The 14,243-nt window shown below is 39.3% G+C and carries 9 protein-coding genes, 1 pseudogene and 1 CRISPR repeat array (1 of these 11 cut by a window edge); of the genes and pseudogenes, 2 read left to right on the forward strand and 8 right to left on the reverse strand.

The genetic code is table 11. From position 1 onward, the window contains the following. Nucleotides 1-3,952: direct repeats of the CRISPR family, unit length 28 nt; unit sequence CTTCTAAGCTGCCTATGCGGCAGTGAAC (it extends 4,354 nt beyond the left edge of the window). Nucleotides 3,953-4,083: 131 nt separating this feature from the next. From cas6f to FTU91_RS03590, 7 genes are all read right to left on the reverse strand, one after another. Further along, nucleotides 4,084-4,686 (reverse strand): type I-F CRISPR-associated endoribonuclease Cas6/Csy4, encoded by a 603-nt coding sequence (gene cas6f, locus FTU91_RS03560; RefSeq protein ID WP_180080985.1) that lies wholly within the window; start codon nucleotides 4,684-4,686, stop codon nucleotides 4,084-4,086. A gap of 9 nt (nucleotides 4,687-4,695) precedes the next feature. After that, complete coding sequence (gene cas5fv, locus FTU91_RS03565) at nucleotides 4,696-5,700, reverse strand: type I-Fv CRISPR-associated protein Cas5fv (protein WP_180080987.1); 1,005 nt, start codon at nucleotides 5,698-5,700, stop codon at nucleotides 4,696-4,698. An 11-nt stretch (nucleotides 5,701-5,711) separates the two neighbouring features. After that, nucleotides 5,712-6,692, reverse strand: a complete 981-nt coding sequence (gene cas7fv / locus FTU91_RS03570; protein WP_180080989.1) for a type I-Fv CRISPR-associated protein Cas7fv — start codon at nucleotides 6,690-6,692, stop codon at nucleotides 5,712-5,714. 1 nt (nucleotide 6,693) lies between these two features. Beyond that, nucleotides 6,694-9,642, reverse strand: a complete 2,949-nt coding sequence (locus tag FTU91_RS03575) for a CRISPR-associated endonuclease Cas3'' (protein WP_180080991.1) — start codon at nucleotides 9,640-9,642, stop codon at nucleotides 6,694-6,696. Next, a complete protein-coding gene (cas1f, locus tag FTU91_RS03580) occupies nucleotides 9,639-10,607 on the reverse strand; it encodes a type I-F CRISPR-associated endonuclease Cas1f (protein WP_180080993.1) in 969 nt (322 codons plus the stop codon). Before cas1f ends, FTU91_RS03575 begins: the two co-directional genes overlap by 4 nt. A gap of 157 nt (nucleotides 10,608-10,764) precedes the next feature. Then, nucleotides 10,765-11,814, reverse strand: coding sequence for an HNH endonuclease (locus FTU91_RS03585; RefSeq protein WP_180080995.1), 1,050 nt, complete (start codon nucleotides 11,812-11,814; stop codon nucleotides 10,765-10,767). 8 nt (nucleotides 11,815-11,822) lie between these two features. Then, nucleotides 11,823-12,407: a bifunctional 2-polyprenyl-6-hydroxyphenol methylase/3-demethylubiquinol 3-O-methyltransferase UbiG gene (locus FTU91_RS03590; protein ID WP_180080997.1), complete on the reverse strand. Its 585-nt coding sequence runs from the start codon at nucleotides 12,405-12,407 to the stop codon at nucleotides 11,823-11,825. 151 nt (nucleotides 12,408-12,558) lie between these two features. Here FTU91_RS03590 and FTU91_RS03595 point away from each other — a divergent pair, with 151 nt between their 5' ends. Together FTU91_RS03595 and FTU91_RS03600 are read left to right on the forward strand one after the other, a co-directional pair. Further along, nucleotides 12,559-12,888 carry a DUF4236 domain-containing protein gene (locus FTU91_RS03595; RefSeq protein WP_180080999.1) on the forward strand — a complete coding sequence of 110 codons (330 nt, stop codon included), beginning with the start codon at nucleotides 12,559-12,561 and terminating at the stop codon, nucleotides 12,886-12,888. Nucleotides 12,889-12,988: 100 nt separating this feature from the next. Beyond that, entirely contained in the window at nucleotides 12,989-13,303 is a 315-nt protein-coding gene (locus FTU91_RS03600) for a hypothetical protein (protein ID WP_180081000.1), read from the forward strand. A 278-nt stretch (nucleotides 13,304-13,581) separates the two neighbouring features. Here FTU91_RS03600 and FTU91_RS03605 read toward each other — a convergent pair. Continuing rightward, nucleotides 13,582-14,243 (reverse strand): annotated as a pseudogene (locus FTU91_RS03605) (IS3-like element ISAba14 family transposase); the annotation flags it as partial.

Below are 14,243 nucleotides of genomic sequence, written 5' to 3' on the forward strand. Positions count from 1 at the left end.
AGACTGAATATGACTTGTATATCTTCTAAGCTGCCTATGCGGCAGTGAACACTTTGCACCAGGTGGTGCGGTGAATGTATAACTTCTAAGCTGCCTATGCGGCAGTGAACGAAAATAGATTAAGATTTGTCAGCTATCTAAACTTCTAAGCTGCCTATGCGGCAGTGAACTTGATGCAATCATAGTAAACCCCGAAGCTACTCTTCTAAGCTGCCTATGCGGCAGTGAACAAGCGGCCTTTTTGTTCAGCCTCCTTAAAATACTTCTAAGCTGCCTATGCGGCAGTGAACGCCGTATTTGAGGCCATTTCCGACGTTAAAGCCTTCTAAGCTGCCTATGCGGCAGTGAACTCACCCCATCATAAGTGATGAGAACACCGTCTCTTCTAAGCTGCCTATGCGGCAGTGAACGCTGAGATACGAGAATATAAATCATCTACAGTCTTCTAAGCTGCCTATGCGGCAGTGAACAAATTCTTGCAGGTCGGAAATAGCTTGAGCCTCTTCTAAGCTGCCTATGCGGCAGTGAACGCTTTCTCCACAGAGCAGTGCTTAGAACACTTCTTCTAAGCTGCCTATGCGGCAGTGAACGTGCCGATGTTCTTTCACTTGCTCATTTAACTCTTCTAAGCTGCCTATGCGGCAGTGAACGACGATGTGCCTAACCGACTTGAATGCTATAACTTCTAAGCTGCCTATGCGGCAGTGAACCATACCGGGACGCGTTACGGTAATTCGTATTCCTTCTAAGCTGCCTATGCGGCAGTGAACCGTTACGTGGGGAATCCGGTTGGAAGTCTGAACTTCTAAGCTGCCTATGCGGCAGTGAACATCCATATTCACGCTGAAAGTATTGCGGTGTCACTTCTAAGCTGCCTATGCGGCAGTGAACGTATTCATTATGCAACCAGTCACATTCCTTGACTTCTAAGCTGCCTATGCGGCAGTGAACCCTTCGCTGAATTGCCAGTGATTTTAGAAATCCTTCTAAGCTGCCTATGCGGCAGTGAACAACCTAAAGCTCGCAGCACAGCAAGCTTTAATGCTTCTAAGCTGCCTATGCGGCAGTGAACGGTAATTCAAGAGGGTAAAAAGAAATCTGGACCTTCTAAGCTGCCTATGCGGCAGTGAACTTTTCCCTTCAAAATGGCTATAAACCAGAACTCTTCTAAGCTGCCTATGCGGCAGTGAACCCGTGCGATTAGAACTTGCTTTAGATGAAGCACTTCTAAGCTGCCTATGCGGCAGTGAACAAAATAATAAGGTTTATTCACACGTTCCTTATCTTCTAAGCTGCCTATGCGGCAGTGAACAGTCCTTTGCACTGATTTCTATTGCTGTATCACTTCTAAGCTGCCTATGCGGCAGTGAACAAGTCTGATCGCCCTCAATTAAACGCAATGATCTTCTAAGCTGCCTATGCGGCAGTGAACAACGCGGCTTTGTGATTGGTAGCGATGAAAACCTTCTAAGCTGCCTATGCGGCAGTGAACTAAGCGCTGTCATGTGGCGAATGGTGGTGAGTCTTCTAAGCTGCCTATGCGGCAGTGAACTTATTTTCAACCTATTTTCATTATCTTCTTTACTTCTAAGCTGCCTATGCGGCAGTGAACATTGCTGAATATTTTTCAGGGCATCTGATAGACTTCTAAGCTGCCTATGCGGCAGTGAACATTCTTGGGTTTGTGCTTTCTGCTCATCGGTACTTCTAAGCTGCCTATGCGGCAGTGAACAAAATTTGCAGTTCTCTGTGATTTCTCTCTTTCTTCTAAGCTGCCTATGCGGCAGTGAACGGCTGGCAGCCTCAAGCATCACGCACGGCATTCTTCTAAGCTGCCTATGCGGCAGTGAACTCTTTGATAGATTTTCCTCAGTGAGATGCTCACTTCTAAGCTGCCTATGCGGCAGTGAACCCTTGTTACCAGTGCAATATTTTGCAAACGAACTTCTAAGCTGCCTATGCGGCAGTGAACTTCGTCCAATTACAAAAAAAAGAACCACAATCCTTCTAAGCTGCCTATGCGGCAGTGAACACCCAATAGCCCCAATGCCCCACGAGCAACACCTTCTAAGCTGCCTATGCGGCAGTGAACAGGCAGACCGTGTTTGCACAGGATTAAGATATCTTCTAAGCTGCCTATGCGGCAGTGAACACCATGCCGCCGTGACAGATCCTAATTTGCTTCTTCTAAGCTGCCTATGCGGCAGTGAACCCATTTGCCTATAAGAAAGACCAGGAAGAACACTTCTAAGCTGCCTATGCGGCAGTGAACAATTCAGGAACTATGGACTTCCACATGACAACCTTCTAAGCTGCCTATGCGGCAGTGAACTGCTGTTCGCAACCTGAGCAGTATTTGGTTGACTTCTAAGCTGCCTATGCGGCAGTGAACTGTAGGTGAAATCGAATATCGAGTTTACTTTGCTTCTAAGCTGCCTATGCGGCAGTGAACTCCGGTGTGCGTGAACGTATGTTGAACTGCATCTTCTAAGCTGCCTATGCGGCAGTGAACCAGCACCCAGCGCATAAGCCAAAATGATTTTACTTCTAAGCTGCCTATGCGGCAGTGAACAGTTGGACGTTTTCGAGTTGGTACCAGGTGAACTTCTAAGCTGCCTATGCGGCAGTGAACTAAGCTTTCACATCGCGGTCATAAGTTTCTTTCTTCTAAGCTGCCTATGCGGCAGTGAACGAAACACACCACAACATCAAGACTGCATCAGACTTCTAAGCTGCCTATGCGGCAGTGAACCAAAATCAGTGTCTGATTCTGTCACGTTTGAACTTCTAAGCTGCCTATGCGGCAGTGAACCGCACCAGGTGCAGCAGTTCAGCCTGTAATTTCTTCTAAGCTGCCTATGCGGCAGTGAACTCTGAACTACTGCAACCGAAAGTTGCAGTAAACTTCTAAGCTGCCTATGCGGCAGTGAACCGATATTTTCAGAAAAAAATCACAATCAAGACCTTCTAAGCTGCCTATGCGGCAGTGAACTGCAGGGTTTTTTATTATCTGGAGAAAAGTATCTTCTAAGCTGCCTATGCGGCAGTGAACACATGCTTTCTTTGAAAGAATGATGGTGTAAACTTCTAAGCTGCCTATGCGGCAGTGAACGATCATTCATAGCTTCAATCAACTTGATCATGCTTCTAAGCTGCCTATGCGGCAGTGAACCGCCAGCTGGTAAACGAAACTCGTCATAGCTTCTTCTAAGCTGCCTATGCGGCAGTGAACAAGTAGTTCCTGAAACTTTAAAAGATTTATATCTTCTAAGCTGCCTATGCGGCAGTGAACAAAGCAAGTGGAATCAATTAAGTTCTCGTTATCTTCTAAGCTGCCTATGCGGCAGTGAACCTCAAATTGAGTCTAGTTTTGACCTATCGGAACTTCTAAGCTGCCTATGCGGCAGTGAACTTCCTCAAACTCTTACAAATTGGTGGGAAACACTTCTAAGCTGCCTATGCGGCAGTGAACAAGATAACCTTATTCAAGTCTTTGATGAAGAACTTCTAAGCTGCCTATGCGGCAGTGAACAGGACCTACCAGAACGACTAAAAGGCTGGTTACTTCTAAGCTGCCTATGCGGCAGTGAACATTCGATAAACCGATTCGATCAGCCGGTTTGCCTTCTAAGCTGCCTATGCGGCAGTGAACAGCGTAACTTTGATCGTGGTATTCACCGAACCCTTCTAAGCTGCCTATGCGGCAGTGAACGGTTAGTTTGTTCTGCCGAAAGTGTTTTTAATCTTCTAAGCTGCCTATGCGGCAGTGAACAAATACAATAATGCCCTAAAATTCCTCTTTTACTTCTAAGCTGCCTATGCGGCAGTGAACCATACATAATTACAGGCTTACTACTGGTACAGCTTCTAAGCTGCCTATGCGGCAGTGAACATTGTTCGGGAGAAGGGATTTAAAACTTTTGACTTCTAAGCTGCCTATGCGGCAGTGAACAATAATTTTAACGCAAAAAATAAAGCTATAACAGTAAGTTATGCCTAAAATCTTATAAAAGACCCAAGTATTCACTTACTATTATAACTTATTGATTTTATTAAGCTGTTAAAGAATCAAAAAATATTGGGTTAAAATTCTGGTACAGATGACACCGAACTTAATCCATAAGTGCTAAAAACCTGAGTTTCAGATTTTTCAGCAGATTGCTTTTCGATAAACAATTTAAATCGCTTTTCACTTTGCTGATCTGAAGTACTAAGACTTTTCATTTCGATATAAGGCAAGTTGGTTGTCGTAACTACATTGCTATATCTGGCTAATGCCTCATCAAAGCCAATATCCCCACGTTTTACACGGTGACGCGCCAAACGTTGTGCATTGGTTTTCACTTGCTTACGCTTATAAATGGCATAGTTCTTAATATCATTAGGTACTTCACGAATAGAAGTGACATGTACATAATCTTCTAAACGCTCAAGCCAACGTCGAATGTCCAGTTTCTTCAAATCAGCTTCAGACTCAGCAAATAAACGTAATTTTGTACCTATAAATCCAACACCTTTATCTTGATGAAAGTGGTATTGAGGGAACGAAAATCCAATATTCACTTTATTGTCAGCATTTTTGGCTTCAACCAATGCAAGATGCAATTGAGGATAAAGTTGTGACCATAATTCATAAAGAGAAAATTGATCATTTTCCATTAATGTTACTTCAATGTAATAGTTCATATCTCTTCCTTAAGGTCTAATATCCGTGACATAAGCCAAGCCTTTTTTACCTAGATAAAAAGATGAAACTCCCGCATTTTCAATTTTCTCTTCTAAATCTCTTGCTTGTTCTTTAGAAATATTCAAATTGATGATGAGCTTTCCACTCGCCTTATTTAGCAATTGTCTAATCTCGCCCTCACCTTTTAAAAACTTAGAGCTAATATAAGGATTTCCCCAAACAATCTTTTGTTGGCCTGTCGTAAAACGTTCCATCAAGTTTTTTGGTGTGAACCCGTTATGTGAAACGCCTGTTAATCCTCCTCTAGAGGCTCGAATAGGTGTCGTATCGTACTGCTCTGACAATCTATCTAACTTTAAATATAAAGCAGAACAATAAAGTGGCAGAACACTAACTTTATTGGCTGACTCTTTTAGGGCAAAGTTTGGATAACGGCTCGATAAAATTTCTGCTATCTGACTAATTTCATCTGTTAAAGGGACTTTGATCTTTTTGACTTCTTCTAGTCTATCCAGAATATTGAGTGGATCGAGAAAAAAATCTTTTGCAGATAAAGTGTTATTGTATTTAATAAAATCAAATAACTCTTCTAAACTCATCCATAGCACGTCCCAAAATTCCTTCGCATAACTTACACTAAGCCAAGGATCACTAAGCTTAATCATCCCTGTAAAAGAATTTTGATCTGTACTACCTGATATATTTCTAAGATAAACAGTCTCTTGACTGATTACAGGTCTATCGACAATGTCTTCTTCCGTCAAAACTGCTTCAATATCCTTAAAATAGTAGTCTGAAGAACTTCTGACATCGTAGAGTTTTCTTTGTTCACCAATCAATCTATTAAGCACCCCCATTACAGTGTTTTTTGTAATAGTTCGAGCTTTATAGTTATCTACTTTTCTATCGCCTAAAGCAGTCATAGACCCAATAAAATTTCGTTTTGTGGTGTTATCTTCACCATCTAAAAATGAGTTCCGCCATGAGGATTCATATTCAATAATGATTTGCATAAATCACCTCATTATTGCGCTTCAAAATAAACCGCATAATCTTGTTGTGGTTCAGGATTGGCTTGGTCTGGATTGCGTTTAATACGCATCATTTTATGACTGTCGTTATAATCCACTTCGACCGTATCTACACACATATAACCTTTCGCTTGCTTAATCACGAGCTCTTCAAGCATTGAAAGCGTTTCTCTGACTAAAATATCAATCGCAGTATTGTCGAGTAAAATACCTACTTCACCTTCATTAAAAATCGTGCCCTTACGCACATAATTTTTATGGAAAATTGCTTTTGGCTCTTTCGACGGATCAAGACTCTTAATAAATTGCTGTACACGCTCAGCGATTTTTTCACCTTCACCTTCTTTAATAATCATCGAAGCACGATCAAACTTTTTATCGAGTGAAATAAACTGTAACTGCTCAATACTAATTGAGCCATAAGCGATATATTCAGTATCACCAAATGTTGTTTTTGAATAGAAAGAATTACTTGCTACTTCTTTACCTTTATCATCAACTCCTTTTTCTTTTGAACCTGAACGCCCCATTTGCTCAAAATTACCGTTACCTAACTGATCAATAAAATCTGTAAGTAATAAAGGACTTGTACGTTTACACTGACTTGACGGCACAACATAACCGCGGATTAATCCTGTAATTGATGCTAAAACATCAATTAAATTTTTATCTTTGGCATAATGTAAATCATAAGATTGATCACGGAATAGATGGTGACGAATACAATTTTGACTGATATATAAAGGCGTTTTGCTAAAATCGATATCAGATGCTTCTTTGCGATATTTATAGCCTGTTTCTTCTTTAATTTTTCCTGACAAATTAGAATAACCACGTAATTTAGGTAAAGTGTGATTATCTACCGTTGTCCCACCTTCACCCATTAATGATGTTGGACCATTCCAATTCACCACCCCATAACCATACGCTGTAATTTTAAAATCTACGCTTTTTACGCCTGTTACTTTAGCCATGTTATTTACCCTCTGGCGTTGTTGTTAAAAGATTAAGTTTGTCTAAGGTAATTGAACCTATCGGTTGCTGATCGCATACCGCATAATAAATTGCTTCAGGATGTCGAACCCCTGTGCCACCCACTTTATTTAAGTCATCTTCGATGTAACTCAGATACAAAGGAAAATCAGCATCTCTTGCATAATTTTCTAAGACCATACACCGTGATTTTTGTTTTTTCTCAGGAATGCCTTTCACTGGATGTGACGGATCGATATTGCCATGTTTTTGGGCAATAAAATTAATCAAACCAAGTTCTTGGATAATATTTAAAGACTCAGTCAAATTGTCATATTCAGTTATATCATCTAAAGGTGGTTGATACGCATATTCATTTTCAAATACAGGTTTTGCATAATCATTTAAGTTCAACTTAGCCAACTGCACAAAACGGCTATCTCCACGTAATGAGTTTTTACTAATCTTAGATTTACGTTCTGCCGTTTTAGGTTTTGCTACTTTGGTTGGTTCAGTCACCTTATTATTCATTCGATCAATACTTTTCTTTAAGGCTTTTTGCATATCTTGAAAAACAGCAGAATTTTCCTGATCTTGTTGCGCATGGAACGCTTTATAGAGCTGATAAAGCTTGGATAACTTAAAGCTGTGCGCTGCAAGCTGATCTTGTAAAAAATCGTACCAAGCCTTTGTAGTTTGCAAACAATTTAATTGATTTAAGAAAAATGCTGAAGAACCTTTACAACTGCCATTTTTTACATTTTCAGTAATCGCAACTTTTAAAACATTAAGACTTTCACTTTCGCCAAAACGATCTAAGCGTCCTAAACGTTGAAGCATATTTTCAGGTGAGGTCATTTCTGTCAGCATATTTTTGGCTGTTATATTTAATGATGCTTGTACAATTGGACCACTACGTAATACATCAAATTTATGTGTACCCTCTTTTTTAAATGCCTCATACACTTCATTAAACCAATATTTTTTATCACTGCGTTTAAACTTTGAATGGAAAAGTACACTTTGCTCTTGATTCTTCTGATAAATAAAGCCCAATTGTGCTGTTAAAGCCGTATTTGAAATGATAAAGGTTTGTCCATCATAGACTTGATAAAATGGATTTCCCGCAATGACAGATTCGTCATAATCTATAAATTCAATCTTATAGTCACGATCATTAAATGATGGCATTGCGATAACGTCATCTTGATGCAAACCTAAGACTTGTTTTAAATAAGAATAGTGTGGTGTTGCTGAAACCAATAAAGTATTTTTTTCGTATTTCTTACGCATATTTTTATTGGCAATCAACTCAGCAAACAATATGTTGAAAATCTCCATCCCAATATATTCATGGTATTCATCAAAGACCACATGTACATCTATAAATGGAATTAAACTATCCACTTTACTATGTGTCACAATTGATCCTAATATTTGATCAATCGTTGTAACCACCACATCACCCGATAGATATTCATGTTCAGGGGTGACTTTGTCCCAAGCATTAGTAAACTTAAATTCTCCCGTGAAGATCTCCACTTTTGCATCTGGTAAATAGCTTTCTGTGAGTTCTTGAAAAATCCCCTGACAAACTTGTACACGTGGGCAAATCCAAAATATTTTTTTTGCATTTTTTAGTTTTGCCCACTCTAATGCAATTTTAGTTTTACCACAGCCTGCTGGACCTGCAAGCACAGCAATATCTCTTAAATCAGCAAGTTGTTGAGCGATTTCGTTTTGTTTCTGAGTGCGTTCACTGTTTGGAAATTTTGTCGAAACATTGTTTAAATGTTCAGATAGATTAGAAAGCGTTTCTTGTGAATCCAATAACTCATCTAAGCGGTGCTCAGCAATGTATTCCATTAAATCTTGCGCAGACAGTTTTGAAATCAAACGGTCTGCACTAATCACACAGGCACGTAATAAATTATGTTCTGAGTTAATACGCACCTTATCACGTAATATGTCTATAGAATCTGTATTGGTATAATGTTTAAATTCTGGAAAATATTTACTTTTGAATTGATATTCAAAATTATCTTTTAGCTCTTGTGCTTGATCGATATTCCAATCGATATGCTTTTCGATACTTTCATTGGCATAATAATTTTTTGATAGGTTGTTAATTCTTTTAACTAAGTCAGATGTCCGTTGAATCAAGATTTCAAACTGATCTGCTTGAATGTTTTTGATTAAATATTCGTAGGCTTTATACACCCCTGTAAAATCATCATTTTGACGATATGGCTTCGCATGATGCCAATACAAAATATGCTGTAAACTTTCTTTTTGACGATTATTCAATCCTTTACATTGCTGTTCAAAAAAATTAAATAGCAATAATGACACCTCATTATGACGAGGGTGTTTATCAAAGGTAAATTTAACATCGATATGCTGACCATCATCTTCAGGATCTTTCTGTTTTCCTTTTTTAACCCATTCTTGAAATAGAGGATCTAATTTACCTAAATCATGCAAACAACCCGCTAAAAATGCAACTTTAGATAAGTTGTCATATTCATCGTTATCCACTACTGTTTTAAATAATTTCTGTGCCAAATAACCAATTGCAAAACTATGTTCTGCGAGTGGTTGTAAATGCGTATTCGCATAAAATTCATCTTGTTTTGCTTTCATTGTTATAACATCCATAAATACATCTTTTTGTGTGCTATTGACTGGCACGACCCCAATGTTATTAAACTTATTCCGATTCCCTACAACCCACAGCAACTCACTTCGACGTCTGCCTCGAATCCAGTGACAACTTACCGCTGTACTTTTGGTCACGGTTTTACGCAGCAATTTTTTAACTGCAATTAAACCTTCCTCAGTAATCACTGTCTGCCAGGTGTTATCACCAATTCGGTCTGCAAAGGCATCTAATACCCGACGCGTTCGTGGAATGGCTTTCTTTTCACATTGGCTAATAAACGTCACAATCATGATGCTTCTCCATCTACATCATGATTTTTACAAGCTTGTGCTTTGACTTGATCAAACATAAAGTCCAGACATTTATGCTCGGTAAATTTCTGCAAAATCTGCTGTCTAAATTCTTGTTCAGTCATTTTTTCTTTGGCGCAAATAAAGGCATAAGGCAAAACCACAGCATCCTTAATTAAATCCGCCACATCAAACACTAAAGCCCCTCGACGCGTCTTGCCATGCATGACTGCAAAACCGTGTGGAATTCCAAGTACCCAAAGTGTTGTCGCTGCTAAACCATAAGCCAGATAATTGCCATGATTTAAAAAATCATTGGCTAAATCACCTTGTTCAGGATTGCGACTAAAATCCTTTAAACCTGTACGAGTCGCTGCAATTTTATAAAGTTGTTTTGTGGTTGCAGCTTCTGCAAGTAGTAAGTCTCCGACTTTAGTTTGTTGTGAAATTCTTGCTGCATAACCCGTTAAAGCCTGTTGAATATCTAAATCATCCACATGAAAGGTATATTCTTTTAAATCTCGGTCTTTCGACCAAATCTTCTGAATATATTCAACTCGTGCCAATTGAAAATGTTTAGCAACATCTAAGCGTTTGGCTTCATCAAACCAAAATTGCATCCAACCTTGCATATACTCAGTTGGACGGTATTCACTTTGTGGTGTCATCCATTCAATTTCACAGCCCATAAACAAAGGCGTGCCACCTCCACCTGCAAAACCAACCAGAACACCTGCACTTGCGAGCATGCGCATTGCTGCTTGAGTAATTGATGTGCCTGTACCCAATAGAATCACTGTGGTATTGGCAATAGGAATATTCCAATATTGATTTTCGTTTTTAGCCTCGGTCAGATAAAGAACTCGACCATCTTTCTGCATCACACGGCAATGTTCAAGATAGTACAAATTGGCACGTTTCGAATGTAATATTGCTTTTAGATCTGATGGATTAAGCTGTTCCATTCTTATCATCAATTATGAAGAAGAGTTGTCCTTAAAATATCCTTTTCCAATAATTATTTAAACAAATTTCAGGAAATTAACGTCACATATTGACGCAGTCTTTTTTAAAGAATTTGTGTGATTCCTACAGTTAAAAATATTTTTAAAACTTAATACTTTAATACACTGGGGCTAATATCTTCTTCTCTTTCCCCCCTAACCAGACTAAATACTCATTCTCTATCGCCTGTTTATAAGCCCAATCAGCAACTCGATGTGAGCGTTGGAGATCAGTCAAAAAACCAAATTGCGAAATTTCCTGAGTAATCGCATGATTATGCAGATGATTACGTTCTCTCCATTGCTCCAAGAATTGCTCGGATGCTAAATAATTACTTTTCTGTGAATTACATTTGTCATCTGACAGAACAAAGTTATGTCCGGTATCGGCAGGATATAAAGACCATGGAATAAAATGATCTACAGCATATTTGGAATTTTTTAGGCTTTTGCCACAGTAAAAACACTGGCATTGCTGTAAATCAATTAAGAAGTCCGCGACCTGCCCCAGTTGATTGCGACTTGGGGCAAACATGAATTCATCCAGGTCAGGTAATCCATCCAGTACTATCAGGTTCTGCTTGTTCAGCCGAACAAAATCAATCCAGCGCTTTTGACACAGCTCTTCAATAATTTCACTAAATTGTCTCAAGCAATACATCACTTTAGGTAAAAGCTTGAGGGACTGTTTGGAATCTTCAAGACTATAGAGAAACTCTATGGTTTGGCCATTCAGATTCTGCAAATACACTACTGGCATTTGCTTGACGGTCGCTGCAACCACTTTCTTGAGCTGATTCCAGTGAAACTGGTCTTTTCTTAAGGCGGCCAGTGTTTTGAGTTGTTGCTGTGCCTTTTTAATTTCACTGATGATTTTGGCCTGCTTACCAGTGCTTTGATGAATGATAAAAGGCTCATAATGATTAAACTGAAATGGCAGTGACTGTTTCCAGTACAGCTCAATAAACTTTTCCGCAATATCCTGATAGTCCAAATGCAATGTAGCACCAGTATCTTGCCCCTGTTCGATCGCCAGACGTGTGATACTCATCAGTAAGGCAAATTTATAGGTCGAAGTAAACGTCCCTGATTGTAAAATTTGCTGAATATGTTTTAAGAATTTCAGCTGTTCTTGGGGTGTTGGTATTTCGGCTATACTGTACAACATATTTAAGCCTACATTTTTCTAATCAGAATATTCAACCATTCTTCTGTACGCTCTGGACGTTTATCTACCGTAATCCATTGCTGCAACAGTAAAGCCTGATCGATCTGTTTAAGTAAGTTATGAGCTTGCTGTTCATTCAAGTCAGTAAAGCTACGTCCCTCTTTCTCACGGTCTGTATTGCCATATTTAAAAGACATGTAACACACGCCATTTGGCTTTAGTGCTTTGAATATGCGCCCCATCACTTCAGGCAAACGATCTCTGTCACAGTGTAAAAGAGAAGCACAAGCCCAAATACCATCGTACTTCTCACTCTCATTTAATTCATAGAAACTTTGCTGACGTACTTCGATGCCGGTTAGCTCCCTGGCCTTTTTAACCAGCTCGGCAGAATAATCCATTGCCTCAACTTGATAGCCTTTTTTCTTAAACGCCAAAGTGTCCCGACCCGAACCACAGCCCAAATCCAGAATCGAAGCTTGTTCAGGTAAATACCTTAAAAATGGTGTGTAGAGACTTTCCATTTCGACCTGATACGTATTTTCAAAAAATGCTTGAGCATGTTGATTGTAATAATTTGATGTTTGATTCATTGTCTAAAAGCCAATATCTTATGTTAAAGAACATACTGATATTTCACTAGATAAGTCAAATGATCAGTCCTATGAATGAATCAAACTCTTGTTTCACTGTATCCGGACAACTGAGATACAAACCAAACTGGTTCTTGTAAATGGAAAAAATATGGGCTTCAGATTTCGCAAGAGCATTAAAATCTTACCGGGTTTAAAAATCAATCTAACCCATAAAGGCATCAGTAGTGCCAGTATTGGCAAGCCGGGTGCATCGGTAAATATTGGCAAAAAAGGCACCCGAACCAGCATTGGCATTCCAGGAACAGGCCTATCCTATTCCAAACACCAACCCTATAAGAACAGAGCTGGCAACCAAGAAAATTCTGCTCAGGAACAACAACCATTCTATACATCACATACCGAGCAACCCAAATCGAATGTCTGGCTATGGGTAATTTTTGGATTATTTTGTTTTATTGTCGGGGCTATTATTTTTTAGAATTAGCCGTCCTTTGTACCCATAACATTCATTCCGCTAGGCAAAATTTAATTCATTCATTACTATGGACGGATGTTAAATACAATAAAGGCTGCCGCTGATGTCTGATAATGACAGTACTCTGGATTATGATGAAAATGATTTAATCGATTCTCCCTTGTCTCAAATTTTACAAGAGGATAATGAGCGAATTGAAATTCTAATTTATCGATTACCTGATAGTGACTGGACACTGGAAGTGGTAAACCAAAATGATACTTCTACGGTATGGGATGAAACATTCCCGTCAGATCAGGAAGCTCTATCTGTCGCTTTAGATGGAATTAAAGCCGCAGGCGGTATTCAAGCCTTTTCCGAACTCAGTGACCTCGAAGCAAAGAACAATATTTTTCCTGAATCCCTTACTCGCCATTAAAAATGAAGCTGCTGGCTTGGATCTGAATCAGTATTTTCTGGATTCTTAGAACCTGTCGCGATGATAGGTTCACTTCAACCCAAACCCATCTAAGGTTGAGGGGTCAAAATTTTCATCAAACATAAACTCATCTGCTCGCTTTTTTTTAATGTCAAGGCCGAATCTGCGACGCAGAAAAACTTAACTGCTTAACATTAATCCCTGTGAGCTCTCGCACAGAGGTGGTCCCACTTGTTTGAACAACTAAAAGCGTATTTATAAGTAATATTCCGCTCTAGTTAAGCCACCTTGTTTTGTTGGGGTAGCTGATCATAGTAAAACTCATTTGGTGTCATTTTGTCTAGACTCGAATGAGGTCGTTTCAGATTATAAAACTCAAAATATGCACTCAATTGCTTTTTCGCATCTGTGACACTGCTATAAGCTTTGAGATACACCTCTTCATATTTAACGCTCCGCCATAATCGTTCAACCATCACATTATCTACCCATCGACCTTTACCATCCATACTGATTTGAATGCCATTTGATTTCAATACATCAATAAATGCATCACTGGTGAACTGACTGCCTTGGTCTGTATTCAATATTTCAGGTGATCCATATTTTTCAATCGCTTCATTTAAAGCCGAAATACAAAAATCCACCTCCATACTAATCGATACCCTATGCGCAAGTACCTTGCGGCTATGCCAATCAATCACAGCACATAAATAAACAAAGCCTTTTGCCATAGGGATATACGTTATATCAGTAGACCACACTTGATTACTGCGCTGAATTGCCAACCCTTTGAGCAGATATGGATATTTACGGTGAGCTTGATTAGCCTGGCTTAAATTTGGTTTGCAATATAACGCCTGAATACCCATTTTCTTCATTAAAGTACGTGTATGACGTCGTCCTATATGATGCCCTTGACGATTCAACAAATCACGCA

The sequence above is a fragment of the Acinetobacter sp. YH12201 genome (genome assembly GCF_013418145.1).
Taxonomy (GTDB): domain Bacteria; phylum Pseudomonadota; class Gammaproteobacteria; order Pseudomonadales; family Moraxellaceae; genus Acinetobacter.